The organism is Gemmatimonas sp. (genome assembly GCF_046594945.1).
Classification (GTDB): Bacteria; Gemmatimonadota; Gemmatimonadetes; order Gemmatimonadales; family Gemmatimonadaceae; genus Gemmatimonas.
On record NZ_JBKJRB010000175.1, the window covers coordinates 36,132 to 60,514 of the forward strand.

General features: G+C 65.0%; 26 protein-coding genes. 25 read left to right on the plus strand and 1 reads right to left on the minus strand.

The genetic code is table 11. The features are described from left to right. Window positions 1-38: 38 nt before the first annotated feature. The 9 genes from ACLL97_RS21550 to rsmA all read left to right on the plus strand — a co-directional run bounded on the left by ACLL97_RS21550 (window position 39) and on the right by rsmA (window position 8,092). Window positions 39-779, plus strand: coding sequence for a zinc ribbon domain-containing protein (locus tag ACLL97_RS21550; protein ID WP_411282542.1), 741 nt, complete (start codon window positions 39-41; stop codon window positions 777-779). Between the two features lie 82 nt (window positions 780-861). Next, window positions 862-2,649 (plus strand): single-stranded-DNA-specific exonuclease RecJ, encoded by a 1,788-nt coding sequence (gene recJ, locus ACLL97_RS21555; protein ID WP_411282543.1) that lies wholly within the window; start codon window positions 862-864, stop codon window positions 2,647-2,649. Between the two features lie 3 nt (window positions 2,650-2,652). Beyond that, window positions 2,653-3,174, plus strand: coding sequence for a 16S rRNA (guanine(966)-N(2))-methyltransferase RsmD (gene rsmD / locus ACLL97_RS21560; protein WP_411282544.1), 522 nt, complete (start codon window positions 2,653-2,655; stop codon window positions 3,172-3,174). Next, the gene (gene coaD / locus ACLL97_RS21565) at window positions 3,171-3,683 is read left to right on the plus strand and encodes a pantetheine-phosphate adenylyltransferase (protein ID WP_411282545.1); all 513 of its coding nucleotides are present in this window, start codon (window positions 3,171-3,173) and stop codon (window positions 3,681-3,683) included. Before rsmD ends, coaD begins: the two co-directional genes overlap by 4 nt. Further along, window positions 3,680-4,717, plus strand: a complete 1,038-nt coding sequence (locus ACLL97_RS21570) for a phosphate acyltransferase (RefSeq protein WP_411282546.1) — start codon at window positions 3,680-3,682, stop codon at window positions 4,715-4,717. The genes coaD and ACLL97_RS21570 overlap by 4 nt, the downstream gene beginning before the upstream one ends. Before the next feature lie 7 nt (window positions 4,718-4,724). Further along, on the plus strand, window positions 4,725-5,057 hold the full coding sequence (locus tag ACLL97_RS21575) for an STAS domain-containing protein (RefSeq protein WP_411282547.1): 333 nt from the start codon (window positions 4,725-4,727) through the stop codon (window positions 5,055-5,057). Window positions 5,058-5,109: 52 nt separating this feature from the next. After that, window positions 5,110-5,574 (plus strand): ATP-binding protein, encoded by a 465-nt coding sequence (locus ACLL97_RS21580; protein ID WP_411282548.1) that lies wholly within the window; start codon window positions 5,110-5,112, stop codon window positions 5,572-5,574. Further along, on the plus strand, window positions 5,571-7,226 hold the full coding sequence (locus ACLL97_RS21585) for a PP2C family protein-serine/threonine phosphatase (protein WP_411282549.1): 1,656 nt from the start codon (window positions 5,571-5,573) through the stop codon (window positions 7,224-7,226). Before ACLL97_RS21580 ends, ACLL97_RS21585 begins: the two co-directional genes overlap by 4 nt. Continuing rightward, the gene (gene rsmA / locus ACLL97_RS21590; protein WP_411282550.1) at window positions 7,223-8,092 is read left to right on the plus strand and encodes a 16S rRNA (adenine(1518)-N(6)/adenine(1519)-N(6))-dimethyltransferase RsmA; all 870 of its coding nucleotides are present in this window, start codon (window positions 7,223-7,225) and stop codon (window positions 8,090-8,092) included. The genes ACLL97_RS21585 and rsmA overlap by 4 nt, the downstream gene beginning before the upstream one ends. Here rsmA and ACLL97_RS21595 read toward each other — a convergent pair. Then, window positions 8,058-8,699, minus strand: coding sequence for a redox-sensing transcriptional repressor Rex (locus ACLL97_RS21595; protein WP_411282551.1), 642 nt, complete (start codon window positions 8,697-8,699; stop codon window positions 8,058-8,060). The two genes, rsmA and ACLL97_RS21595, sit on opposite strands and share 35 nt — an antisense overlap. Window positions 8,700-8,793: 94 nt before the next feature. On the opposite strand from ACLL97_RS21595, the gene ACLL97_RS21600 reads away from it, so the two are divergent. The 16 genes from ACLL97_RS21600 (at window position 8,794) to ACLL97_RS21675 (ending at window position 24,374) form a co-directional block, all read left to right on the plus strand. After that, entirely contained in the window at window positions 8,794-9,690 is an 897-nt protein-coding gene (locus ACLL97_RS21600; RefSeq protein ID WP_411282552.1) for a PolC-type DNA polymerase III, read from the plus strand. Continuing rightward, the gene (locus tag ACLL97_RS21605; protein WP_411282553.1) at window positions 9,687-10,562 is read left to right on the plus strand and encodes an MBL fold metallo-hydrolase; all 876 of its coding nucleotides are present in this window, start codon (window positions 9,687-9,689) and stop codon (window positions 10,560-10,562) included. The genes ACLL97_RS21600 and ACLL97_RS21605 overlap by 4 nt, the downstream gene beginning before the upstream one ends. A 340-nt stretch (window positions 10,563-10,902) precedes the next feature. Next, window positions 10,903-11,421, plus strand: a complete 519-nt coding sequence (gene infC / locus ACLL97_RS21610) for a translation initiation factor IF-3 (RefSeq protein ID WP_411282580.1) — start codon at window positions 10,903-10,905, stop codon at window positions 11,419-11,421. A gap of 66 nt (window positions 11,422-11,487) precedes the next feature. After that, complete coding sequence (gene rpmI, locus ACLL97_RS21615; RefSeq protein ID WP_411282554.1) at window positions 11,488-11,685, plus strand: 50S ribosomal protein L35; 198 nt, start codon at window positions 11,488-11,490, stop codon at window positions 11,683-11,685. A gap of 9 nt (window positions 11,686-11,694) precedes the next feature. Further along, window positions 11,695-12,069: a 50S ribosomal protein L20 gene (rplT, locus tag ACLL97_RS21620; protein ID WP_411282555.1), complete on the plus strand. Its 375-nt coding sequence runs from the start codon at window positions 11,695-11,697 to the stop codon at window positions 12,067-12,069. Between the two features lie 144 nt (window positions 12,070-12,213). Continuing rightward, on the plus strand, window positions 12,214-13,224 hold the full coding sequence (locus ACLL97_RS21625) for a phenylalanine--tRNA ligase subunit alpha (protein WP_411282556.1): 1,011 nt from the start codon (window positions 12,214-12,216) through the stop codon (window positions 13,222-13,224). Next, window positions 13,221-15,662 (plus strand): phenylalanine--tRNA ligase subunit beta, encoded by a 2,442-nt coding sequence (gene pheT / locus ACLL97_RS21630; RefSeq protein WP_411282557.1) that lies wholly within the window; start codon window positions 13,221-13,223, stop codon window positions 15,660-15,662. Before ACLL97_RS21625 ends, pheT begins: the two co-directional genes overlap by 4 nt. After that, the gene (locus tag ACLL97_RS21635) at window positions 15,652-16,092 is read left to right on the plus strand and encodes a hypothetical protein (protein ID WP_411282558.1); all 441 of its coding nucleotides are present in this window, start codon (window positions 15,652-15,654) and stop codon (window positions 16,090-16,092) included. The genes pheT and ACLL97_RS21635 overlap by 11 nt, the downstream gene beginning before the upstream one ends. Beyond that, window positions 16,089-16,400, plus strand: coding sequence for a cell division protein ZapA (locus ACLL97_RS21640; RefSeq protein ID WP_411282559.1), 312 nt, complete (start codon window positions 16,089-16,091; stop codon window positions 16,398-16,400). The genes ACLL97_RS21635 and ACLL97_RS21640 overlap by 4 nt, the downstream gene beginning before the upstream one ends. Window positions 16,401-16,655: 255 nt before the next feature. Beyond that, window positions 16,656-18,242 (plus strand): ribonuclease Y, encoded by a 1,587-nt coding sequence (gene rny, locus ACLL97_RS21645; RefSeq protein WP_411282560.1) that lies wholly within the window; start codon window positions 16,656-16,658, stop codon window positions 18,240-18,242. After that, a complete protein-coding gene (locus ACLL97_RS21650) occupies window positions 18,232-19,122 on the plus strand; it encodes a bifunctional 5,10-methylenetetrahydrofolate dehydrogenase/5,10-methenyltetrahydrofolate cyclohydrolase (RefSeq protein WP_411282581.1) in 891 nt (296 codons plus the stop codon). The genes rny and ACLL97_RS21650 overlap by 11 nt, the downstream gene beginning before the upstream one ends. Window positions 19,123-19,132: 10 nt before the next feature. Continuing rightward, window positions 19,133-20,374, plus strand: a complete 1,242-nt coding sequence (xseA, locus tag ACLL97_RS21655) for an exodeoxyribonuclease VII large subunit (RefSeq protein ID WP_411282561.1) — start codon at window positions 19,133-19,135, stop codon at window positions 20,372-20,374. Next, window positions 20,371-20,583, plus strand: coding sequence for an exodeoxyribonuclease VII small subunit (xseB, locus tag ACLL97_RS21660; RefSeq protein WP_411282562.1), 213 nt, complete (start codon window positions 20,371-20,373; stop codon window positions 20,581-20,583). Before xseA ends, xseB begins: the two co-directional genes overlap by 4 nt. A gap of 4 nt (window positions 20,584-20,587) precedes the next feature. Beyond that, entirely contained in the window at window positions 20,588-21,502 is a 915-nt protein-coding gene (locus ACLL97_RS21665) for a polyprenyl synthetase family protein (protein ID WP_411282563.1), read from the plus strand. A gap of 110 nt (window positions 21,503-21,612) precedes the next feature. Continuing rightward, complete coding sequence (gene dxs, locus ACLL97_RS21670; RefSeq protein WP_411282564.1) at window positions 21,613-23,505, plus strand: 1-deoxy-D-xylulose-5-phosphate synthase; 1,893 nt, start codon at window positions 21,613-21,615, stop codon at window positions 23,503-23,505. After that, entirely contained in the window at window positions 23,505-24,374 is an 870-nt protein-coding gene (locus tag ACLL97_RS21675) for an NAD(+)/NADH kinase (RefSeq protein ID WP_411282565.1), read from the plus strand. Before dxs ends, ACLL97_RS21675 begins: the two co-directional genes overlap by 1 nt. The last annotated feature ends 9 nt before the right edge of the window (window positions 24,375-24,383 follow it).

The following is a 24,383-nucleotide window of genomic DNA, read 5'->3' on the forward strand; positions in this document are numbered from 1 at the left end:
TGGTCGATGATCGACCGGATCTCCCTCCTGGAGGTGTAGTGAATACCGAGCTGCAAGCATTGTTGATCGTTCAGCAGGACGATGAAGTGATACGCGCGATCGAAACTCGGCGCGATGCGCTGGCCCCTCGTCTCGCCACGCTGGACAAGGCGCGTAAGCGCGCCGCCGACGAGGTGAGCCGGACCGATGGCGCGCTCGAACGCGAACTCGAGAAGCATCGTTCACTCGAAGCGCGCATCGTCGAACACAAGCTCCGGCACGATAAGAACGTTGAAGTCTTGAACTCGGCGCAAAAGCTCAAGGAAGTCACCGCGGCGGCCGCACAGGTTGAGGCGACGCGCAAGGTGCTCGCGGATGAGGAAAGCGAGTCCTTGGCGATCTCGCGTCGCATCGTTGATCTGCGCAACGCGCTCGCCGTCCACCGGGAAGTGCTGGAGCGTACGTCGGCCGATCAGGAAGCCGCCCGTTCAACGCTGGCCGCTGAGTTGGCGGTGATCGACAAGGAACTCGGCGTCGCGCGCGGCAAGCGCAATAAGTCGTCGGAAGGCGTCGGCCGTTCGCTGCTCAGCAAGTACGATCGGGTCCAAGCCCGGCGCCGGACGATCGTCGTGTTCCAGCTGCATGACGATTTCTCGTGCGGGAGCTGCGATACATCCATCCCGTTGCAGCGTCGCCTGCCGATGTCGACCGGCGCGATCATCGAACCGTGCGAAGGGTGTGGTTGCTTGCTGTATTACATCCCGGCGCCGCCGGCGCCCCCGCAGGCACCGCAAGACTGATTTGACGTCGATCGGCCGCGTCGGGGGTACGGTTGCAGCCCTTCGGGTGCATCCCCCGCCGCTCTGCCGGTACATTGCGGGTGTGCCCCCGTCCTCCGCCCAACTCGACCGCCGCCTTGAAGGTGGCTCCGTTTCGACCTTCCTCCCGCCGGCGCGGCTGCGGCCGGAGACACGGTGGATCGCCACCGTCCCCGCCGCGAGCGACGGCGTGAGTGGGCTCATGCAGGCGCTGCTGCTGCCCGAACCCGTCTGTCGGTTGCTGGTGTCGAGAGGCTACGCCGACGTCGACGCGGCCAAACGGTTCCTCCGCCCGCGCCTCGAGCACCTCGCGGCCCCCGACACCATGCGCGATCTGCCGCGGGCGGTCGAGCGCATCGCCGACGCGGTCCGGGCGCAGGAAACGATCGTTGTGCACGGCGACTACGACGTTGACGGGATGAGCTCCACCGCCCTGATGGTTCGGGTGCTGCGCGGCCTCGGTGCCGAGCACGTCGTGCCGTTCGTTCCGAACCGACTCACCGACGGTTACGACCTTGGCCGCGCTGGGGTGGAAGCGGCGCAGCGCGCGGGGGCGACGTTGGTGGTGACGTGCGACTGCGGCACGAGTGCGCGGGATGCCGTTGCGACGCTCAACGCCGCGGGAATCGACGTGATCATCACCGATCATCACTTGCCGGGGCACGCGCTGCCGGCGTCGTACGCGATCTGCAACCCGCGGCATCCGGAGTGCCCGTCGGCCGACAAAGATTTGGCGGCCGTCGGCGTGGCCTACAAAATCGCGCTCGCGCTCTGCGAGGCGTTCAACGTGTCCCCCGCGCTTGCGCATCGGCAACTCGATCTGGTGGCACTCGCCACGATTGCTGACGTCGCGCCGCTCCGCGGCGAGAATCGCGTGATGGTGCGCTACGGACTCAAACTGCTGGCCGAAACGACGCACCCTGGACTTCGCGCGCTGATCCGCTCCTCCGGACTCGAAGGAAAGCCACTTACGGCCGGTCGCGTGGGCTTTGTGCTGGCACCACGCCTCAACGCGGCGGGCCGCATCGCCGACGCCAAGCTCGGACTCAAACTGCTGCTGGCCGAACGGGAAGACGAAGCGAACGTGATCGCCCGGGAGCTCGAGGAGCTCAACCGCGCCCGTCAGGAGCTCGATCGCACCGTGCTCGATGATGCCATGCGACAGGTTGAGGGTCCAGGCATGGGCGATCGATACGCGTACGTGTTGTCACGCGAAGGTTGGCATGCCGGCGTAATCGGCATTGTCGCGTCGCGCATCGTTGAGCAAACAGCCCGCCCTGCGGTCCTCGTGGCGGTACAGAATGGCATCGGGAAGGGGTCAGGTCGATCGATCAGTGCCTTCGACCTCCACGGGGCGCTGAGTGACTGTGCGATGCATTTTCAGCGCTTCGGCGGGCACCGTGCGGCCGCGGGCCTCACGATGGACGCTGCTCAGCTGCCAGCCTTCGCCGAGCGCTTTGACGAAGTCGCGCGGGCAAGATTGACGCCCGACGATCTGATACCGGAGCTCCGTGTAGATCTTGATGTCCCGATCGACAGTGTCGGCGAAGAACTCGAAGCGCTGGTGCGGCACTTCGAGCCATTCGGCATCGGCAATCCGTCGCCGATGTTTCGGACCACCGGCGTCCGTCTGGCAGCGGCGCCGCGGAAAGTGGGCGGTGACGGGCTGAAGCTGTCCCTTGACGCACCGCGTGGCGTACTCGAAGCGATCGGCTGGGGGATGGCCGCGCTCGCTCCGACCCTCAGCGTCTCGCGACCGGTAGACCTCGCCTATCGGCTCGACCGCGATGAGTATCGCGGGGTGTCGCGCCTTCAACTGCGGGTCGCCGGTGTGCGACCCGCTTCGGAGTAACTCGTGCGGATCATTTCCGGCAAATGGCGCGGGCGTCTCATCGAGGCGCCGGATGGTGGTGCGGTGCGACCCACCGGCGATCGGGTCCGCGAATCGTGGATGAGCATCGTGCATCAGATTCTGCCCGAGGCCCGTGTGCTCGATCTGTGCGCAGGCAGCGGTGCCCTCGGACTCGAAGCGCTCTCTCGCGGGGCGGCCAGCTGCGACTTCGTCGAACAGTCGCCCAAAGTCTTGGCCGTCATTCGGTCCAACCTCGAGAAGCTGGGTGGGCATCCGGAGGCACATCTACATCGTGATGACGCCGTCCGGTTCGTTGAGCGGCTGTCGGCCGGCGCGTACGACGTGGCGTTCGCCGATCCGCCGTATTCCACGCAGACCGTCCCGCAGCTCGTCGAGTGTTGGATGGCGGTCCCTTTCGCCAACGTGTTCGGCATTGAACATTCGTCGTCGGTGATTCTGCCGGCAATCGGCGAGAGCCGTCGATACGGCTCCACGTCTCTGACCTTCTTCCGCGCCCCTTCGTGACGCCGTTCCCAGCCGCATCCGCCGAGCGTGTTGCCCTGTACGCCGGTTCCTTCGATCCCATCACGCATGGGCACGAGGACCTGATTCGGCGCACCCTGACGTTTGCCGATCGCGTGATCGTGGCCGTCGCGAACAACGTGAGCAAGCAGCCGCTCTTCTCGGTGGATGACCGCGTGCGCCTTATCACGGACATCATGGGGCATGACAGTCGCATCGAGGTGCGTGCGTTCAGCGGTCTGCTGGTCGACTTCGCGCGCGAGGTTGGCGCCCAGGTCAACGTGCGCGGACTGCGTGCCGTCAGCGACTTTGAATACGAGTTCCAGATGGCGCTGATGAATCGTCATCTGCTTCCCGAAATGGAGACCGTGTTCATGACGCCGTCGCTCGACACGACGTACATCAGCTCGAGCATGGTGCGCGAAGTGGCGCGATTCGGTGGTGACGTGAGCGGGCTGGTGCATCCGCTGGTTGGCAGGGCGCTCGTGACGCGATTCGCTGAGTTGCGATGAGTTCCGTGCCCAACTTCGATGATGCCGCGGGTGCGTTCCTTCGCTCGGTGCACGAACGTGCCGCGGCGGCGCCTCGCACGATTCTCTTCCCGGAAGCCACCGACATTCGCACCGTCGAAGCGGTGATCGTACTCGGGAAGCTTGGCTCGGTCGTCCCCGTGCTGGTGCGCCGCAACGATGCGCCCACGGGCGTTGTGCCGTCGCGCGTCATTGAGATGGTCGATCCACTGATGGATGACCGCACGCCGCGCGTCGTTGAGCACCTGCTGGCACGTCGTGGAGCGAAGGGACTGAGTCGCGAAGACGCCGAGCGCCTTGCCCGTGACCCGTTGTACTTCGCCGATTCACTGGTGGCGCTGGGGGAAGCCGATGGCTGTGTGGCTGGGGCGGTGCACACCACCGCCGACGTGCTACGCGCGGCCATCTGGACGATCGGAGCCGCGCCGGGCGTACGCACCGTGTCCTCGTCGTTCTACCTGATAGTGCCACCGTTCCGCGGTGGCGAGACCGAAGTGCTGACGTTCACGGATTGCGCGGTCATTCCCGATCCCACGGCGCGACAGCTCGCCGATATCGCGATCGCGGCGGCGGCTGATCGTCGTCGGATCGTCGGTGACGAGCCGCGGGTGGCGTTTCTCTCGTACAGCAGCATGGGCAGTGCTGATGGACCGTCCGTGAGCAAGGTGCGCGAGGCGGTCGCGATCGTACGCGCCGAGGCGCCCGGGGTGATCGTGTCCGGGGAGTTGCAGGCCGACGCGGCGTTGTTGCCGGAAATCGCCCGTCGCAAGGCCCCAGGCGAACGCGCAGCGGGTACGGCCAATGTGCTGGTCTTCCCGTCACTCGACGCCGGGAACATCGCGTACAAATTGGTGCAGCGTGTGGCCCATGCAACCGCCATCGGGCCGATCCTGCAGGGGCTGGCGCGTCCGTGCAGTGACTTGTCGCGGGGGGCCACGTCGCACGACATTGTGCATGTCGCCGCGATCACCGCCCTGCAAGCCGGCAATCACGATCGTTCCTCCACCGCTTCCTGAGCGCCTTATGAGCTTCATTCTGGATCAGAACGACGATGTGCTCCTGGTGGAAGTGGAGGGGCAGCTGGTGGTGACCAATCGCCAGGAGTTCAAGCAGGCGATCCTCGATGCCGTCGAGCAGGGCGCCCGCACGGTCGTCATCGATTTCACGCGTTCGGGATATATCGACAGCTCAGGGTTGGGTGCGCTGGTTTCGCTCAGCAAGCGGGTGCGTGATGCCGGTGGCGATTTGCGGCTCGCGGGGCTCAATGATGATCTGCGGACGCTCTTCGAACTCACGCGACTCGACCAGCTTTTCCCACTCTACGCAACCCGGGCCGACGCGCTCGCGGCGCGCTGACGGCGTGGCGACACGCCTCAAGTCGCGATCCGTGCGGGACGCGGCGGATCCCATGACCGGCCCCTCTGCGCCGCGCCCCGCGTCCGACCGATCGACATCGATCACGCGTCGGTGGACGTTGGCGTCGGATCTGTCGCTGATTGAGCCGGTGGTCGAGACGATTGTCGCTCTGTGCGTGAGCGTCGGTTTTTCGGCACGCCATTGCCAGCTCAATGTGCCGGTGGCGATTTCCGAAGCACTGGCCAACGCCATGCTGCGCGGCAATCGCAGCGAGCGGTCACGCTCGGTGGTGGTGAGCGTTGCCATCGACACGCAGTCACTGCGTGTCGACGTCACCGATGAGGGCGGGGGATTCGACCTCTCGGCGCTGGCACAGAGTCCCGATGAGGCCGACTGGTTCGAGCGCGAGGATGGCCGAGGCGTGTTCCTGATGCGATCGCTGATGGACCGTGTGGAAAGCGCGGGGCCCGACGCCGAGTCCGGGCACTGCATCCGCCTGATTCTCCACCGCACATGATCGAGGTCGCTGCGCTCCTGGCCGCGTTTCTCGAGGCCACCGGACGCGAGGCGGTCATCTGGGAACGACGCGAAGATGGATCACCGATGCTCCTCGGGACGTCGTCGGCTTCGTTCGCGGCTGCCACCGAAGCGGGTGTCGGAGCCTGGGATGCGATCGCCTGGGCACAGTCGCAGGGGCTGCACGCGCAGCTGGTCACCACGAGTGAGAGCGTCGCCTGGCTCTTTGTGGAAGCGGGTCACTCGCCCGATGCCGACCGGCTCTTGGCGCGCCTCGTGCCACAGGTGCGCCGGCTGACGCGCGAACGCGATGGCGCCACCGGCGAACTGGTGGAGCGTTACGAAGAGATCAGCCTGCTGTATGCGATCGGCGAGCTGCTGGGCGGTACGACGTCGGTGGAGAATGTCGCCGACACGTTGCTGCGCGAACTGGCCGTCACGGTGGGAGCCACGCGCGCGGTTTTCCTACAGAACAATCGCACCACAGGAATGCTCTCGCCGATCGCCACCCTCGGTCTCGACGACGTGGAATATCCGAGCCTTGCGTTGGATCAGATGGGCCATATCGCGGTAACGGCGTACAGCAGTGCCGGCGCGATTACCGACGAGGGGGCGGCCGCGCGCGCGGCCGATCCCGTGTTGACGGTGCGCGGTGGCGCGTTGATGGCCGTGGCGATCACGCGCCCCAGCACCGGTGTCGGCATCACCGGCACGCATCAGATTCCGATCCGACGCGGCAATGCGGTGGAGCCGCGCACGCCAGTACCCCTCGGTGTGCTCGTGCTGGGCGGACGCGCGAACGGACAGCCGTTCAGTGCCGGGGATCGCAAGCTGGCGGTGGCCGTGGGTACCCAGATCGGCACGGCCATGCACAACGCGTCGCTCGTGCGCGCTGCCGTCGAACGGCAGCAGCTGGTTCGGGAAATGCAATTGGCCCACGATCTGCAGCTCAAGCTGCTGCCCAAGCCGGCGGTCGTCGGCCCCGAGGCGCGGGCGGCGGCTCGACTGGTGCCCGCCGAAAGTGTGGGAGGCGATTTCTTTCTGTTGGCCCGCCTCGACCGCCATCGCACCGGTGTTCTTATCGGCGACGTGTCGGGTCACGGGTATCAGTCGGCGCTCGTGATGGCGCTCGCGCTCAGCGCCGCCGCGATTCACGTGCAGGCCGCCTTCGATCCCTCCATCGCGCTTGACGCGGTTCGGCGGTCTCTCGACGACGAACTCTCCTCCACCGAGATGTCGATCACGATGTGCTATGCGGTAATCGATACGCGGGCCGGCGAAGTACGCTTCGCCAACGCTGGTCATCCGCACGCGTTTCGTGTGGGCGCTGATGGCCAGTGCGTGCGACTCGCCGCCGTCGTGCCACCCATCGGCTTCAGCGATGCGCCGATCGAGGAGTGCGTGATGTCCTGGCGTCGCGGCGACCGGCTGGTGCTATTCACGGACGGGATCACCGATGCGCGCGATGCGCGCGATCAGCGGCTCGGGGAAGGTGCGGTCCTCGACATGCTCGCCACGATGACCCACGGCGAATCGCCGGAGACGATGCTCGAGGGCTTGTTCGCACAGGTTGAATCACACACGCGCCGGACGGCGCTGCGCGACGATCTCGCCGCCGTCATCGTGGATCGTCCATTCGAGGAACGCTCGTGAGTCAGAAACACGGATTTGGCACGCGCGGCGCGCGCCCGCCGCGGCCCGACGGTGCACTGCCCGCCGCGCGAAAGCGATTCGGTCAGCACTTTCTCAAGGACGCGCGCGTCCTCGAGAGCATCGTTGAGGCGCTCGGACCGCTCGAGGGTCGCACGGTCGTGGAGATCGGACCGGGACGCGGCGTGCTCACCGATCGCCTCGTGGAGCGGGCCGGGCGGGTGATCGCCATCGAGCTCGATCGGGATCTGGTGCAGCATCTACGCGCCCGATACGCCGACATGCCGCACGTGGAGATCGTCGAGGCCGATGTGCTGACCGTGTCGTTACCGACGCTCGCGAGTGGTCCGTATGTGCTGGTGGGCAACGTGCCGTATTACATCACGACGCCGATCATCTTTCACGCGCTCGAACTGCCGCGTCCCGATGTGGCCGTGTATTTGGTGCAGAAGGAAGTCGCGGAGCGCATGGCGGCACCGCCGGGCGACAAGACGTACGGCGCGCTGAGCGTCAACCTGCAGGCCGTCGTCGACGTCGAGATGCTGCGACGCGTTCCGCCATCGGCCTTCAATCCGCCGCCCACGGTCGATTCGGCGGTGGTGCGCGTGACGCCGCGCGCGGTGCCATCGGTCGAGCCCGAGATCGAAGCGCGCTTTCGTAGCTTCGTACTGGCGGCGTTCGGTTTGCGCCGGAAACAGCTGATTCGCGTGGTGCGCACCGTCGCATCACTCGATGCCGCACGCGCGGCGGCCGTGCTGCAGGAAGCGGGACTGCCAAACGAAGTACGACCGGAAACACTCACGCCCGCCGATTTCGCACGGCTGGTGCGTGTGCTTACGCCACACTCTGACCCGACATCGCGTTCGTAAGGGCAAACGACAGCCCTTCGAGTTCCATCGCCATGTTCACCGACTTGAGTGAGACGTGCGGAGGTACGGTGATCTGCGTCGGAGCAAAATTCAAAATCGCCCGGATGCCGGCGCCGACGAGTCGGTCAACGACCGCCTGCGCATCGTCAGACGGGATCGCGAGCACGGCGATCGGGACTTCTTCACGTTGGATGTCGTGCGCGAGGTCGGCCATGTCGTGCACGATGGCCTCACCCCACGGCTGGCCGATCTTCGACGGGTCGTTGTCGTAAACGCCCACGATCTTGAAGCCGCGCTGCCGGAAGCCACGATAGTTTGCCAGCGCCGCGCCAATCTTGCCGGCGCCCACGATCACGACTTTCCACTCCCGCTCGAGCCCGAGAATCTCCCGAAGGTGTGCCGTCAGCTCATGCACGGGATAGCCGAGACCTCGCTTCCCGAAGGACCCGAAGAACGACAGGTCCTTTCGAACCTGCGCCGGGGTGGTCCCACAGAGATGTGCGAGCTCGTCACTGGAGGCCGTTTGCTGGCCCTGAGTGTCAAGATCTTCGAGGTACCGCAGGTACATCGAGAGGCGTCGGACGGTCGAATCGGCGATGCGTTTCACGGCAGAGTCGGTGGCTTGTGAAATTCTTCACAAAGTTAGACCGCTCGCGCATGATTTACCAGCGGCGCTGAGGCTGATCGCTATCTTCCCCCATATGTCTCGCCCAACGACGCTCTCGGCGCGCGCCGCCCAGCGATTGGCGTCCGGTCCGCTCGACCCGGTCACCCTCATGTGCGACGTCTGCCGAGTCGACCGGCTGCAGGTCGACGCCGCCGAGCGCATGGCGGTCGCCCTGCTGTCAAGCCATCCTGAGTTCGTCCGGTTGCCCAGCGGGCACTGGGCACTCCGATCGGCGACCACCGCCACGCCGTCGGACGAGCTGGCAAACGACGGGAAGCCGGGCTCGCTGCTCGACGTGAACTTCGCCGTCGTCGACGTGGAAACCACCGGGACGAGCTCCGTGGCCGGTGATCGAATCACCGAGATCGCCGTCGCGCAGGTGCGTGGCGGCGAAGTGGTCGACGTGTACGCGCAGTTGGTCAATCCGCAGCGTCCGATCCCACCGTACATCACGCAGCTCACGCGAATTTCGGGGGAGATGGTGCGGGATAAGCCGACGTTCCGAGAAATCGCACCAGCCGTAGTCGATCGACTCGCCGGCCACGTGTTTACCGCACACAACGCGGCCTTCGACTGGCGTTTCGTGGGCGACGAACTCGATCGCGGCATCGGCCACCGGCTGGCGGGGCCGAAGCTGTGCACTGTCCGGCTCGCTCGTGTCCTGCTGCCCGGCTTGCCGCGCAAGTCGCTCGACCATGTTACGCGATACTTCGGCATTGAGATCGAAGCGCGACACCGTGCCGAGGGCGACGCGGTCGCGACCGCGCACGCGCTCGTTCGGATGCTGCGCATGGCCGAGAATGAGGGCGTGCGTTCCTGGCCCGCACTCGAGACGATGCTGTCAACGCCGTCGGCTAAACGTCGGCAGACCGCGAGCGATCGCCGTCGCCGCGCGTTCCCGCTTCCTGCTTCCGAGGACTACATCGCGTGAGTTTCCCACATCCGTTGCTCGATTCCCGTACCCTGGGCCGCTGGCGCATCCATGCCATTCAAGCCGGCGGCCAGCGTCTCGACGGAGGTGCCATGTTTGGCGTTGTGCCCAAGACCCTCTGGGAACGACGCCTTTCGGCCGATGACAAGAACCGTATTCCCCTGGGCATGCGCTGTCTGCTGGTGGAGCATGATGACGGCCTCGTGCTGATCGACACCGGACTGGGAAATAAGGAGAACCCGAAGTTTCACGAGATCTACGGCGTGGAGAACGACGGGACCGACGGGCGTACGGCGCTCGAAGATGGCATCCGCGAGGCCGGATATACGCCCGACGACGTGTGTCTCGTGATCAACACTCATCTCCATTTCGATCACGCGGGTGGGAACACGTGGCGCAATGCGGCCGGTGAAGTGCAGTCGGCATTTCCGAAGGCGCGGTTCGTCGTGCAGGCGGGCGAGCGGGCCTACGCCGAGCACCCGAATGAGCGGACCTCCGCCAGCTACTTCGGGCCGAACTGGGCACCGATCGTGGCGGCCGACCGCTTCGATTTCATCACGGGCAACCGGGAGATTGTGCCGGGGATCTCCGTGCGCCTGACGCCGGGACATACACCATACCATCAGAGCGTCATCCTGCAGTCCGGCGGCGAGACAGCGTGCTTTCTAGGAGACGTCGTCCCCACCTCGCACCACCTGCCGCTGCCGTGGATTATGGGGTACGACGTGGAGCCGCTGGTGACGCTCGAATCGAAACGGGCGCTGCTGGCCGACGCCCTGCGGGACGACTGGCTCCTGATCTTCGAGCACGACGCCACGGTAGGTTTCGGTCGGGTGATGCACGACGGCAAGAGCTACCGCCTGGCAGAGTGAGTCCAAGACGGGGAATGGCGCGCGGAACCGGTGGTACCCCTTGACGCGGCGCGTTGAGCGTCTAGGTTTCTGAGGTTATCCCTGCCGTAACGGTTTTTCGGCAAGTTCGAGAGCGGGAGCGATTCCGTCTTCATAATTGAGAAGCGGACCGGCAGCGACGCCGGTCCCACCCTTCGGCCCTCAAGTCAGGCTCAGTCCTGCGGAGGTGTGCTGCTGGAGTCGATCGACACCGTGTCTCCTGTTTGCGCCCGTGGTGGGTGTCGAACGGGGGCTAGATGGTGTGCGACGCGGACTCCTTCAGGGGTTCGCGTTTTCTGTTTCTTCTACTGGAGCACGGTTTATTCAGGATTCGACGAAGCGTCCGCCACGGGTGAACCGGCAGATCCGGATCAGCCCCGTTCGCGTGATCGGCGCCGACGGAAGTCAGCTCGGTATCATGGAAGTCGACGTGGCGCTCGCCCAGGCAGTCGAGCAAGGGCTGGATCTCGTCGAAGTGGCGGCTGCCGCGCGGCCGCCCGTCGTCCGCATTATGGACTTCGGGAAGTTCAAGTTTGAACAGGCCAAGCAGGCGCGAATCGCGAAGAAGAAGCAGCATGTGATTCATCTGAAAGAGGTCAAGTACCGACCGGGCATCGATGATCACGACTTTGAGACGAAGACCCGCCATGCGCGGCGATTCCTCGAGGAAGGCAACAAGGTGAAGGTGACGCTGATGTTCCGCGGTCGACAGATCGCCCATCCTGAGCTTGGCAGACAGGTGGTCGATCGGGTGGCGCAGGAGCTCACCGATCTTGCAAAGATCGAGAGCGCGCCGTCCATGGAAGGAAAATCGATGACGATGATTCTCGCGCCGAAGTAGGCAGCGCGTAATCACATGCAGGGCCGCTTCCGCATCGGAGCGGTTGACCGTAGCCGTGAGCAGAATATGCCAAAGATGAAGACCCACAGCGGCGCCAAGAAGCGCTTCACCGTGACGGGATCGGGGAAGGTGCGGCGTCTGAAAGCCTACAAGAGCCACATCCTGACCAAGAAGACGTCGAAGCGTAAGCGGAACCTCCGCCGTCCGACCATCGTCGAGACGAACGGCGAAGTGAAGCGTATCAAGCGTCTTATCCTGGCCTGAGGACCTACTATGCCCCGCGTAAAATCGAACGTCGTCCGCCTCAAGCGGAAGAAGCAGATCCTCAAGCACGCCAAAGGTGCCTTTGGTGGCCGGTCCAAGCTCTGGAAGGCCGCCAAGGAAACCGTGGAACGTGGCTGGCGCTATGCGTACCGCGATCGCAAGAACAAAAAGCGCGACTTCCGTCGCCTCTGGATCGTGCGTATCAACGCTGCCGCCCGCTTGCATGACATGTCGTACAGCGTGTTCATCAACGGCCTCCACGCCGCTGGTATCGAGATTGATCGTAAGGTGCTCGCCGACCTCGCCGTGCGCGAACCGGAGGCCTTTACGCTCATCGCCGAACAGGTTCGCCAGGCGATCGAAACCAAGTCGGCCGCCGCGTAACGAACATGGGCAACAACGCGTGAGCGGCCGCGCCGTTCATGGTTAAGTTGTAGGGCCGGCATCGACGCGATGCCGGCCCTTCGTGTTTCCGCGGCGGACCTGCTCCGCCATCCGTCGCGATCCCCCGATTTCCGATTTCGTCTCGTGCAACTTTCCGAGTATCTCGCCCAAGCGAATGCCCTCGCGCAGGACGCACGCGCACTCCTTGACGGGCTCGAACCCGACACCCGCCTCGATGTCGCCAAGGGGCTGTTGAACGCGCTCAAGGACGACCGACTCGCGGCCCTGCAAGGGGCGCTGCGTGCACTGCCGGCCGACGATCGCCGTGCCGCGGGTACCGCTTTCAATACGCTGAAAGCGGGCATTCAGGAGGCCCTCGATGTCTTCGTGGCACGACAGGCCTCGGCCACCGGGTCCCCGACGTTTGATACGACGATGCCGGCGCGTGGCGTATGGCGCGGCTCGTTGCATCCGGTCACGCTCGTGATCGACGAAATCTGCGAGATCTTCCGTGAGCTTGGATTCACGATCGCGCTCGGTCCGGAAGCCGAAACGGAGTGGTACAACTTCGGTGCGCTGAATTTCCCGCCCGATCATCCGGCGATGGAATTGCACGATACGCTCTATCTCGGACCGGACACGTTGTTGCGCACCCACACGTCGCCGGTACAAGTGCGCACGCTTCAGCGCTACAAGCCGCCGGTCCGCGTGCTGGCGCCCGGACAGGTGTATCGCCGCGATTTCTTCGACGCCACGCACGCACCGGCCTTCATGCAGCTCGAAGGACTCGCGGTGGACGAAGGCATTTCATTCGTGGATCTCAAGGCGACGCTCGCGGAATTTGCGCGTCGGTTTTACGGCGCCTCGCGTCGCGTCCGCTTCGGGCCGTCGTATTTCCCGTTCGTCGAACCCGGCGCCCAGATGGATGTTGAAGTGGATCTGAACGACGGCAAGGGGTTGCGCTGGGTCGAGATTCTTGGTTGCGGGATGGTGCATCCGCATGTGCTCGAGGATGCTGGCCTCGACAGTGAGCAGTTCACCGGATGGGCGTTCGGTATGGGGCCGGCACGCATTGCCATGTCGCGCTACAACATCAGCGACATCCGCGTCCTGTACGATTCAGATGTCCGTTTCCTGGAGCAGTTCGCTCGATGATCGTTTCTCATGAATGGCTCAAGCAGTTCGTCCCCCACACGCGCTCCGCACAAGACATCGGCGACGCGCTCAGTCGCCACTGTGTGACGCTCGACAACCTCGAGCGTCTCGGTGGCGAACTGGCGTCGTTCGTCGTCGCACAGGTGGTCGAAGCGGGACGGCATCCGAACTCCGATCATCTGTGGGTCACCAAAGTCGATGACGGCAGCGGCCTGCTGCTTGATGTCGTCTGTGGAGCGCCAAATGTCGTGGTGGGCACCAAGTATCCCTTCGCGCGCACCGGCACGCTGATGCCCGGCGGGCTCAAAATCGAAAAGCGTAAGATTCGCGGTGAGACGAGCAATGGCATGCTCTGTTCAGCACGTGAACTTGGCCTCGGGCAGGAACACGACGGCATCCTCGCGCTCGAGACGGACGCGGATCCAGGTACGCCGTTGCTCGACGTGCTCCCGCTCGCCGATGCGCGTCTCGATCTCGACGTGTTGCCGAACCGTCCGGATCTGCTGTCGCATCTTGGCGTGGCGCGCGAGATCGCGGCGGTGCTCGGCGTGCCGATGACCGCGCATCCGGCCGACATCGCGCCGACGGCCGTGAACGTGCCGGTGCATAGTGCACCGTCGAATGCCGCTGGCTTGCACGCCACGGTGCGAATCGATGATGCCGTGAGCTGCCCGCGCTACATCGCTGCGGTCATTACCGGCGTGCAGGTCGGCCCCAGTCCCGATTGGCTGCGTCAGCGTCTCGAGAGTATCGGACAGCGCAGCATCAGCAACGTAGTCGACGCCACCAACTACGTGCTGCACGGACTCGGACAGCCCGTGCACGCCTTCGACCTCGCCAAGTTGACCGGCAAGGGCATCGTGGTGCGGCCCACCATTCAAGGTGAATCGATCGTGACGCTCGATGGCACGACGCGCGCGTTGGCGATCGGCACGACGGTGATCTGCGACGGGGACCGTCCGGTGGCACTGGCCGGCGTGATGGGTGGATTCGACAGCGAAGTCACCGCGTCGACCACCGACGTGCTGCTGGAAGTTGCCGTGTTCGAACCACGCTTCGTGCGGCGTGTGCGTCGCGCCGTGAATCTTTCCACCGACGCCTCGTATCGCTTCGAACGTGGAGTGGACGGCGGCCGCACGCTCGATATCGCGCGCACGGCGGCGACGTTGATTACGCAGGTGGCCGGTGGTCAGGTCGTCGAATTCATCGACGTTGGTGAACCTAGGCAGTCGCGAAGCGTGGTGACCGTGCGCCCGTCACGCCTCGGGCGCGTGCTTGGCGTTGTCGTCGCCCCGTCGGAGATTCGGCATCGTCTTGAATCACTCGGCTGCACGGTGGTGGAGGATGCGCACGGATTGGTGGTCACTCCGCCTACGTGGCGACACGATCTGCTCCTCGAAGTGGATTTGATTGAAGAAGTCGCGCGACTGGTCGGATTCGACAGCCTCCCCGACGAGCTGCGTCCGTTCCGGCCGGGAAATGCGCCGGATCACCCGCTGCATCTCGCGGGTCGGCGCGTACGCGATCTGCTGGTCGGCATGGGACTCGCCGAAACTAGACCGATGCCCTTCACCAGCACGGGCGAGGAACACACGCCTCGGGTGCGAAACCCGCTGGCCGACGACGAGCCATTCCTGCGCGCGTCGATCCTCGACACGCTCGCCCGTCGCGCGGAGTACAATCTCACGCGCATGCAGGGCAACCTCAGGCTGTTCGAAATCGGCAACGTCTTTCTCGGCACGTCAGCTCGACTCCCGCGAGAGGAAGTGCACGTGGGAGCACTGATCATGGGCAGTCGTCGTCCGGCGCATTTCACCGAACCGCAACCACCCGCGTTCGACCTGTGGGACGCAAAGGAAATCGCCGGACGGGTGCTCGCGGCGGCATTCCCCGGCCAGGCTGCCACGTTGTCGGCTGGTGCCACGCCCTCCATCTGGACGCTCGCCGTTGACGGCCTCGGCCACGTTGGGCGAGTGGAGACGGTTGCGCTCGATCGTCCGGTGTGGGCCAGTGAAGCGTTCGGCCTTGAGGTCACGCTCGGCGTCATGACTTCGGCCGATGTCGCGCCGCCTCGCACGAACGGACATAATGCCGCCCCGTTCGCACGGGAGGCTTCCGCCTCGGCCGGCATCCGCTTCCAGGGACTGCCGACCACGCCGGCCGTCGAAATCGATCTTGCCCTGCTGGTGCCGGACAGCGTCGACGCCGCCACCGTGGAGCAGGCCCTGCGGACTGCCGGTGGCGAGCTGTTGGAACGGGTGAGCCTATTTGACGAATTCCGCGGGGCCGGCGTACCGGCGACTCATCGGAGTCTTGGGTGGCGGTTGACGTTCCGGCATCCGGAGCGCACCCTGCGAGACAAGGAAATCGAAGGTCGGCGCGCCCGCCTGCTGGATCTCCTCGACAAGGAACTCGGTATCCGTCCACGTGCGACCTGACACCGCCGCGTTTCGCGAACTCGATACGCTGGTCCGCAACCTCAGCGACCAACTGGCGGGTTACCGCCGACGCGCGCTGTCGGCCGAGTCGCGTACCCGCGAGCTCGAACAGTTGGTGGCTGAGCGTGACGGCACCCTGATCGAGGTGCGGGCCGACGGGCAGCGCACGAATCAGGCGCGGGCATTGCTGGATGCCAAGGTTCAAGAGTTGAAGGCAACGGCCGAGCTGGCCAATGCTGAAGTGGCGCGGGTCCAGTCGGCGTTCACGGCGGCGGCTGAGGCCGCTACGCCGCAGTCCGTCGAAAGCGAACTGTCGCGGGAGAATGAACGACTGCGCGCCCGATTGACCGAGGCGGGGGAGAAAACAGCGCAGCTCGGCGAGCGCCTACGCTTTCTCCGCCAGCAAATCGGACACGGGGCGGACCGGTGATCGATAACAAGTTGGTGGTGAAGGTCCGGATCGTCGGTGAGGAGTACACGCTTCGTACGGAGGCATCGCCCGAGCACACCAAGTCGGTGGCGGACCACGTGGACCGGACCATTCGGGCCATCATGGGCGCCGGATCCACGGTGGAAACACAGAAGGCGGCGATCCTGGCTGCCCTCCAGATCACCGACGAGCTGTTTCGCGAGCGGGCCGCCATGGAAGCGCTGACGGCCGACATTCGGCAGCTGGCATCGGACATTCGCCCGCTGCTTCCGCCCGCCAAGCGTGGCGAGGACGGCCATCCGGTCTGACGGGCGAATCGAATCGACCGCCGAAACGAGCAAGCGGAGCAGCAGCGGTCTGCTGCTCCCCGTTGCGGGCCTCTCGGCGCGTCCGTACGTTCTGAAAGTCAACGGCATGCGCGCACCCCTGTGCCGCGGCAGCGGAGGTCGCTCCCTCTCCGCCGGCCGCGGCGCATCGTGATAGTCGCCCGTGCCGTGCGCACGATAGATCTGCTGGAAAACGATCAAGAACCCGCGCTTAGCCGCGGTGGAGCATATATCCTCATGGGCGAGATTCCCGCAGCGGCGCTAGTTGGCGCCCTTGGGTTGATCGCGGCTGTCGTCGCATATGTTGTCGGACGGCAGTCGTGGCGTGCGGTAGAGACGACAGAGCAGCAGCGAGCCCTCCTCGTCGCCGAAGCAAGCGCGATGCGCGTGGTCGACGACGCGAAGCGCGAGGCGGAGACGCTTCGGCGCAGCGCTATTGTCGCGGGAAAGGAAGAAGTGCTCCAGCTTCGCGACTCGCATGAACAGGATGTGCGGCAGCGTCGGGTCGAACTCGAACGCGAGGAGAAGCGTGTCCTCGAACGCGAATCGCAACTTGATCGCGCCCGCGATTCGCTGGAGAGCCGCGAACAGGAAGTCCAGCGGCGTGGCTCCGAACTTGGTCGGCGCGAGTCGGTGGCGATCTCGAAAGAGCAGGAACTCGACAAGCTCATCGCTGAGGAACGACACAAGCTCGAACAGCTCGCCGGTGTGAGCGCCGATCAGGCGAAAGCCGAGTTGATTCGTCGCTTGGAAGACGAAGCACTGGCGGACGCGGCCAGCCGTCTTCGCGAGATTCGCGAGTCGGCCAAACGCAATGCCGATCGAGAAGCCAGAAAGATTGTGGCGCTCGCCGTGCAGCGAGTGGCTGCCGAGACGACGGCCGAGACCACGGTGTCGGCCGTCTCGCTACCCAATGATGAGATGAAGGGGCGCATCATCGGTCGGGAAGGCCGCAACATCCGAGCCTTTGAGCTGGCGACGGGTGTGGATGTGATCATCGACGACACGCCGGACACCGTGGTGGTCTCCTGCTTCGATCCGGTCCGTCGCGAGACGGCACGGCTCGCGCTCGAGAAGCTCGTCAGTGACGGGCGCATCCACCCAGGTCGCATTGAAGAAGTCGTCGCCAAGGCCCGCAAGGAAGTCGAAGTCGCGATCATCGAAACAGGCGAGCAAGCCGCCTATGACGTGGGGGTGGCCGGCCTGCATCCGGAGCTCATCAAGCTCATCGGTCGTATGAAGTGGCGCACGAGCTACGGGCAGAATATCCTCGCGCATTCCAAAGAGGTCGCGTGGTTGGCCGGTATGATGGCGGCCGAGCTCGGGCTCGATGTCGCCCTCGCGAAGCGAGGGGCGCTGTTGCACGACATTGGCAAAGTGCTCACACATGAACACGAAGGCACGCATGTGCAGCTCGGCGTCGAAGTGGCCACGAAGTACGGCGAGAATCCGCTGGTGGTGAATTGTATCGCCGCGCACCACGACGACGTGCCACACGAAAGTGAAGTGTCGGTGCTCGTGCAGGCGGGCGACAGCATTTCCGGGTCGCGTCCAGGCGCGCGGCGCGAAGCGTTCGAGACATACGTCAAGCGGCTCGAAGGACTCGAGAAGATCGCCTCGAGCTACCGCGGCGTGGAGCGGGTGTTCGCCATTCAGGCCGGTCGCGAAGTGCGCGTCGTGGTGACGCCGGAACAGGTCGACGACACGCGCATGACGGCGCTCTCGGAAGAGATAGCGCGTCGAATAGAGTCCGAGCTCCAGTATCCAGGCCAGATCAAGGTTGTGGTCATTCGAGAGAGCCGGGCGGTTGATTTTGCGCGCTGAACTGATCGACGGAAAGGCGATCGCGGCGGCCGTCCGAGGGGATGTTGCGCGTGACGTGGACGCCCTGCGCGAGCGCGGTGTGGTCCCCGGTCTCGCAGTGGTGCTCGTTGGCGACGATATCGCCAGCGCGACCTACGTGGGAGCAAAGGAGAAGGCGTCCCGCGAGGCGGGCATGGCTGGTGGCACGATTCGTCTGCCGGCCGACGCGACGCAGGCGGACTTGCTCGCGCTGGTGGAGCAGCTCAATGGCGATGTGTCGGTACACGGGATTCTCGTACAGATGCCGCTCCCGAAGCACATCGATCCTGATACGGTTATCCGGCACATACGGCCCGACAAAGATGTTGACGGCTTTCATCCTGAAAACGTCGGGAAGCTGTTGATCGGTCACACCGACGGTTTCGTGTCCTGCACGCCGGCGGGCGTGGTCGAAATGCTGTTGCGCAGCGGCGTCGATACGCGCGGCGCAGAGGTGGTGGTCGTCGGACGCAGCAACATCGTTGGGAAGCCGATGGCAGCGCTGCTGGTGCAGGCGCGCGCCGGCGGCGACGCGACGGTCACGATCTGCCACAGCCGCACGAAAGATCTGGCGTCGCACACGCGTCGCGCCGATATCCTGATCGTGGCCGCTGGTCGCGCCGAGATGATCACCGGTGACATGATCAAGCCCGGCGCGGTGGTGATCGACGTGGGCATGAATAGCGTGCCGGATGCGACGCGCGCCAGAGGCCGTCGACTGTGTGGTGACGTGCACTTCGCGAGCGCCGTGGAGGTCGCGTCGCGTATCACGCCCGTTCCCGGCGGCGTCGGACCGATGACCATCGCGATGCTGTTGCGCAACACCGTGCGTGCGGCTGAACGCACGCTCAACGCACGCTGAGCTGAGTCGCGTGGCCGGACGCCGCACCAGCGGATCACAGAGCTACGGACCGCCGGTCCCTTCCGAAGAGGCGCCGGGCAGTGCGCCGGAATCGGCGATCGCCGTGCACACGCTCACGAGCGCGGCGAAGGATCTGATCGAAGGCGCATTTCCGCCGCTGTGGGTGCGCGGTGAAGTGAGCGATTTCAAGGCGCACCGCAACGGTCACTGGTATTTCGCGTTGCGTGACGCCGAAGCGCAGGTGAAGTGCGTGATCTGGAGCTCGGCAGCGAAGCGCATTCCGGCCCCCCCGGACGACGGTATGCAGGTGCTCGCCTACGGCCAAATGACCGTTTGGCCAGTGCGCGGCGATCTGCAGTTTTCGGTACGCGCGCTCGAAGCCGAAGGAGATGGCCTCTGGCGGAGAGCGCTCGAACGTACGCGGCTCAGCCTCGAGAAGGACGGGCTGCTCGATCCGGCCCGCAAGCGCGCGTTGCCGGCGTTTCCACGCCGGATTGCCGTGATCACGAGCCCGGATGGCGCCGCCATGCACGACATTATCACCGTGGCGCGGGCCCGCAGTGCGGACGTGGAGATCGTGATCGTGTCGGCGAAGGTGCAGGGGGAAGGGGCACCGGAATCGCTCGTAGCGGCGATCGAGCGCGTGAGCCGGTGGCACGACGCCGATGTGCTCATCATCGGGCGCGGCGGCGGCGCACGCGACGATCTCTGGGCGTTCAACGACGAACGTGTGGCTCGAGCGCTTGCCGGCTGTCCTATCCCGACGATTTCTGCCGTCGGTCACGAGGTCGACGTCACCATCTGCGACCTGGTCGCCGATGTGCGGGCAGCGACGCCGTCTGCCGCGGCCGAATTGGCGGTGCCGTCGCGTCGAGAGGTCATCGCCCGCGTGGATTCGCTCGGCAAGCGACTGGCGGCCGCCGCCCGGCGCCGCGAGGAGCGCGCGATCGCGTCACTGTCTCAGGTGCAGAAGCGGTTAGTATTGGCGGCGACCCGAGTTGTAGAGCGCCGTCGGTCTCGCGTGGAATCGTTGGCCGGTCAGCTGAACGCGCTCTCGCCCTTGGGCACGTTGGCCCGAGGGTTTGCGGTAGCGCGAACGCCCGACGGCGCTACTTTGAGCGGACGGGATCAGTTCGTTCCAGACGCCCCGTTTGATCTCTGGCTCCGGGATGGCATCGTTTCGGCGACGGCCGGTGCGGGGCGTCCACTCCCCGCACCGGTTCCGGGGTTTCCATCTGAGGAGGGCGTATGAGCTTTGAACAGTCACTGACCCGCCTGGAGGAGATCGTGCGTGAGCTCGAGCGCAACGACGTTGATCTTGAGCAAGCCCTGCGCCTGTTCGAGGAAGGCATCACTCATCTGCGCTCGGCCGGCGGGGCCCTCAAAACGGTCGACGCCCGTGTGCAGCAGCTCGTCGAGGCGGCCGATGGTTCGTTCTCAGTCGTCGAGCTGGGTGGCTAGCGCCATGGCGCCCGTTGGAACCAGCACCGAAACGTCCGCCCCTTCCTTCGCGATTGAGCGCGCGGCGGTGCAGCAGGCGCTCGACGCGTTTTGCGCACGGTGGCTCGGCGACATTGCCCCGCTGACGGCGGAGGCGATTCGTTACTCGCTGCTGGGGGAGGGCAAGCGACTGCGCGCGATCCTGCTCATGGAAGCCTACCGCGCCTGCGGTGGCACCGGTGATGCCAGAGATCTCGCCGCCGCGGTCGAAGTCGTCCACGCGTACTCGCTGGTGCACGATGACCTGCCGTGTATGGACGACGACGACGTTCGGCGTGGTCGTCCCACCGTGCATCGCGTGTACGGCGTACCCGTTGCGACGGCTGCCGGCCTGGCCATGGTGCCAATGGCGGCCCGCAGCGCTTGGCATGCCGCCAAGGCGATGAGTCTCTCCGACACCGTCGCCGGCGACATCGTGCGCGATCTGATGGACGCGTCCGGTGCGGGCGGAATGATCGGTGGTCAGCTGCTCGATCTGGAGGCCGAAGGCGTGCACCTCACGCTCGATGCGCTGGAGCGGGTGCACCGCCTGAAAACCGGGGCGTTGATCATGGCCGCCGTCACACTGGGGGCCCGCGCCGCGTTGGCTCCACCGTCTCGGCGGCTCGCGCTGGCACAGTACGGCGCCGCGATCGGGCTCGCGTTCCAGATTGCCGACGACGTACTGGACATCACGGCGACAACGGATCAATTGGGAAAGACGGCCGGTCGCGACATCGCCCTGCATAAGAGCACCTATCCAGCGCTGCTAGGTGTAGTTGGAGCGATTGAGCGCGCGGTGGCGTTGGTTGAGGAGGGATGTCGGGCACTGGCCGACGAGGGTCTGCTGACCCCGACGCTCGACCAGTTGGCTCGCTATATCGTTGAACGGCGCTCGTAGGCAGACGCTGGTGTATTCAGTCCGTGAAGCTGCAGTTCCCCAGTTCGCCATCCTTGATCGTCGTACCTGACCGCCGCGGTCGTCTCACGCGGCGTACTCCAGACTCCGTTATGTCCATTCTCGAAGGCATCAACTCACCCGCCGATCTCCGTGGCCTGTCGCGCGACGAACTGCGCACGCTCGCGCAGGACATGCGCGACCGGCTCATCGATGTCTGCTCGCGTACCGGCGGACACATTGGGGCGGGCCTCGGCGTGGTCGAGCTGACGATCGCGCTGCACACTGTCTTCGAAACGCCGAAAGACCAGCTGGTGTGGGACGTCGGACATCAGGCCTACCCGCACAAGTTGCTCACCGGGCGCAACTCGGAGATGGAGTCGCTGCGGCAGGAACGTGGACTCTCGGGCTTTCTCAAGCGCACCGAAAGCGAGTATGACACGTTTGGCGCCGGGCACGCCGCGACGGCGATTTCTGCGGCGCTCGGTATGGCGGCCGGCCGTGACGTGCTGGGTGAGCAGTTCAAAGTGGCCGCCATCATCGGCGATGGCTCGATGGGCTCGGGGCTGGCGTACGAAGGGCTCAACAACGCGGGGCATTCCGATCGTGACATCATCGTTGTGCTCAACGACAACGAGATGTCGATCGCGCCGAACGTTGGTGCCATGCACAAGTATCTCACCAGCATTCAGCGCAATCCGCTCTACAACCGGCTGCGGTCGCGCATCGGAGAGATCGTCGATAACGCGCCGGCGCCGTTCGCGGGCGTGAGCACGCTGGTGCGGAAGTGGGAAGAGAGCGTGAAGTCGCTGCTCACACCGGGCGTGTTGTTCGAAGAGCTCGGCTTCCGCTACTTCGGCCCGATCGACGGTCACGACCTCGACGCGCTGCTCGAGACGTTCACCGCGGTGCGCGGGATGAACACGCCGCGCTTGGTGCATGTGATCACGAAGAAGGGCAAAGGGTTTCCCGCCGGCGATCACGGCGAGAAGTGGCATGCGCTTCCGCCTGGCCACGATCCGGCCACCGGCAAGCAGTTGGCCGTCTCGACGGCGAATCCAGCGTACACCACCGTGTATGGCAAGGGGCTCGTCGAACTCGGTGAAGAACGGAAGGACATCGCGGTGATCACGGCCGCCATGCCGACCGGTACCGGTACGGCGCCATTTGCGAAGGCCTTCCCCGATCGATTCTTCGATGTCGGCATCGCCGAAGGACACGGTGTTACATTCGCGGCAGGCTTGGCCACCCGCGGTGTGCGGCCCATCGTGACAATCTACTCCACGTTCCTGCAGCGAGGATACGACAACATCATTCACGATGCCGCATTGCAGAAGCTCCCGGTCGTGTTCGCAATGGATCGCGCCGGACTCGTTGGTGAGGATGGTGAAACGCACATGGGGCTGTACGACATCGCCTACATGCTCACTGTGCCCGGCATGACAGTTGCCGCACCGAAGAACGGCACCGAGATGCTCGGCCTGCTGCGCGCCGCCGTGGAACACACCGACGGACCGTTCTCGCTTCGCTATCCGCGTGATGCGTCGCCGGATGTTCCGGTCGAGATGTCGCAAATCGCCGCCACACCGTATGCCACGTGGGAAGTGCTTCGCCATGGCCGCGACGTCGCGATTCTCGCCGTCGGGACAATGGTGAATCAGGCGCTGGCCGCCGCCGACCTGCTCGCCGCCGACGGTCTGGACGTCACCGTCGTGAACTGCCGCTACCTTAAGCCGTACGACGAAGTCACGTTGAACGCGATTCTCGCGAGCCACACGCACGTGCTCACCGTCGAGGAGGGCACGGTCGTGAATGGATTCGGCGCGTTTATCAGTGCGGTCATTCATCGACAGGCGCCGACGGTGCGCACGGCGGTGCATGGTGTGCCCGATCGCATCATTTATTCGGCGCCGCGCCAGAAGCAACTCTCGTCACTCGGACTCGATCCGGCCGGTATCGCCGATCGCGTGCGCGCTCTGCATGACTCCGAAGCACTCGCCGGTTGATGCGCGTCGGCGTCATTGGTCATAAAGGATACGTCGAACTTCCCGCGATCCTCGGCACGCTGCTCGATATCGCGCCTGAACTCGGTCTGACGCTCCTGTTCGAGAACGATCTGTGGGAAATCGCGGAGGAGGGCGGGAAGCTCGAGACGCCTGAACAAGTCGACGCCTTGTTCACGCTTGGCGGGGACGGGACACTGTTGCGTGGCGCGCGGTTTCTGAACGGTCGCACCGTGCCGATCCTCGGCATCAATCTCGGTCGACTGGGTTTTCTCACGGCGTGCAGCGGCGACGAGTTCGAAGCCGGGGTGCGACGCTTCGCCGCCGGTGACTTCGTGTCGGAACCGCGCATGGCGCTCGAGTCCTGTACGCTCAACCGCGATGGCGTCGAACGGTGCCGGTGGCTTTCGCTGAATGACGTCGTCCTGCACAAGGGCGGATTCGCGCGCGTCGTGAAGTTCACCGTGTTCGTCGATGACGAAGCGATCGGTTCGTACTCCGCCGATGGGTTGGTCGTCTCGACGCCGACCGGCTCTACAGGATATTCGCTCTCCGCGGGTGGACCGATCGTGGTACCCACAGTGGAGAGCATTGTCTTGACCCCTGTGTCGCCCCATACGCTGGCCATGCGGCCGCTCGTGCTCCCGCCACAGGTCGAGGTCAAGGTGCGTGCCGATGATGGGCCGGAAGAACTTTTGGTGACGATCGACGGACAGGTAGGCACGACCTTCACCGGTGGCGAGACGCTGGTGGTCCGCAAGGCGCGCCACGCCGTGCAAATCGTTCGCTTCCCAGGCACCACTTTCTTCACGCGATTGCGCCGGAAACTTGGGTGGGGTGGATTGTCCGAGCGCGACGGCGAAACCATTTGAGGAGGTAGG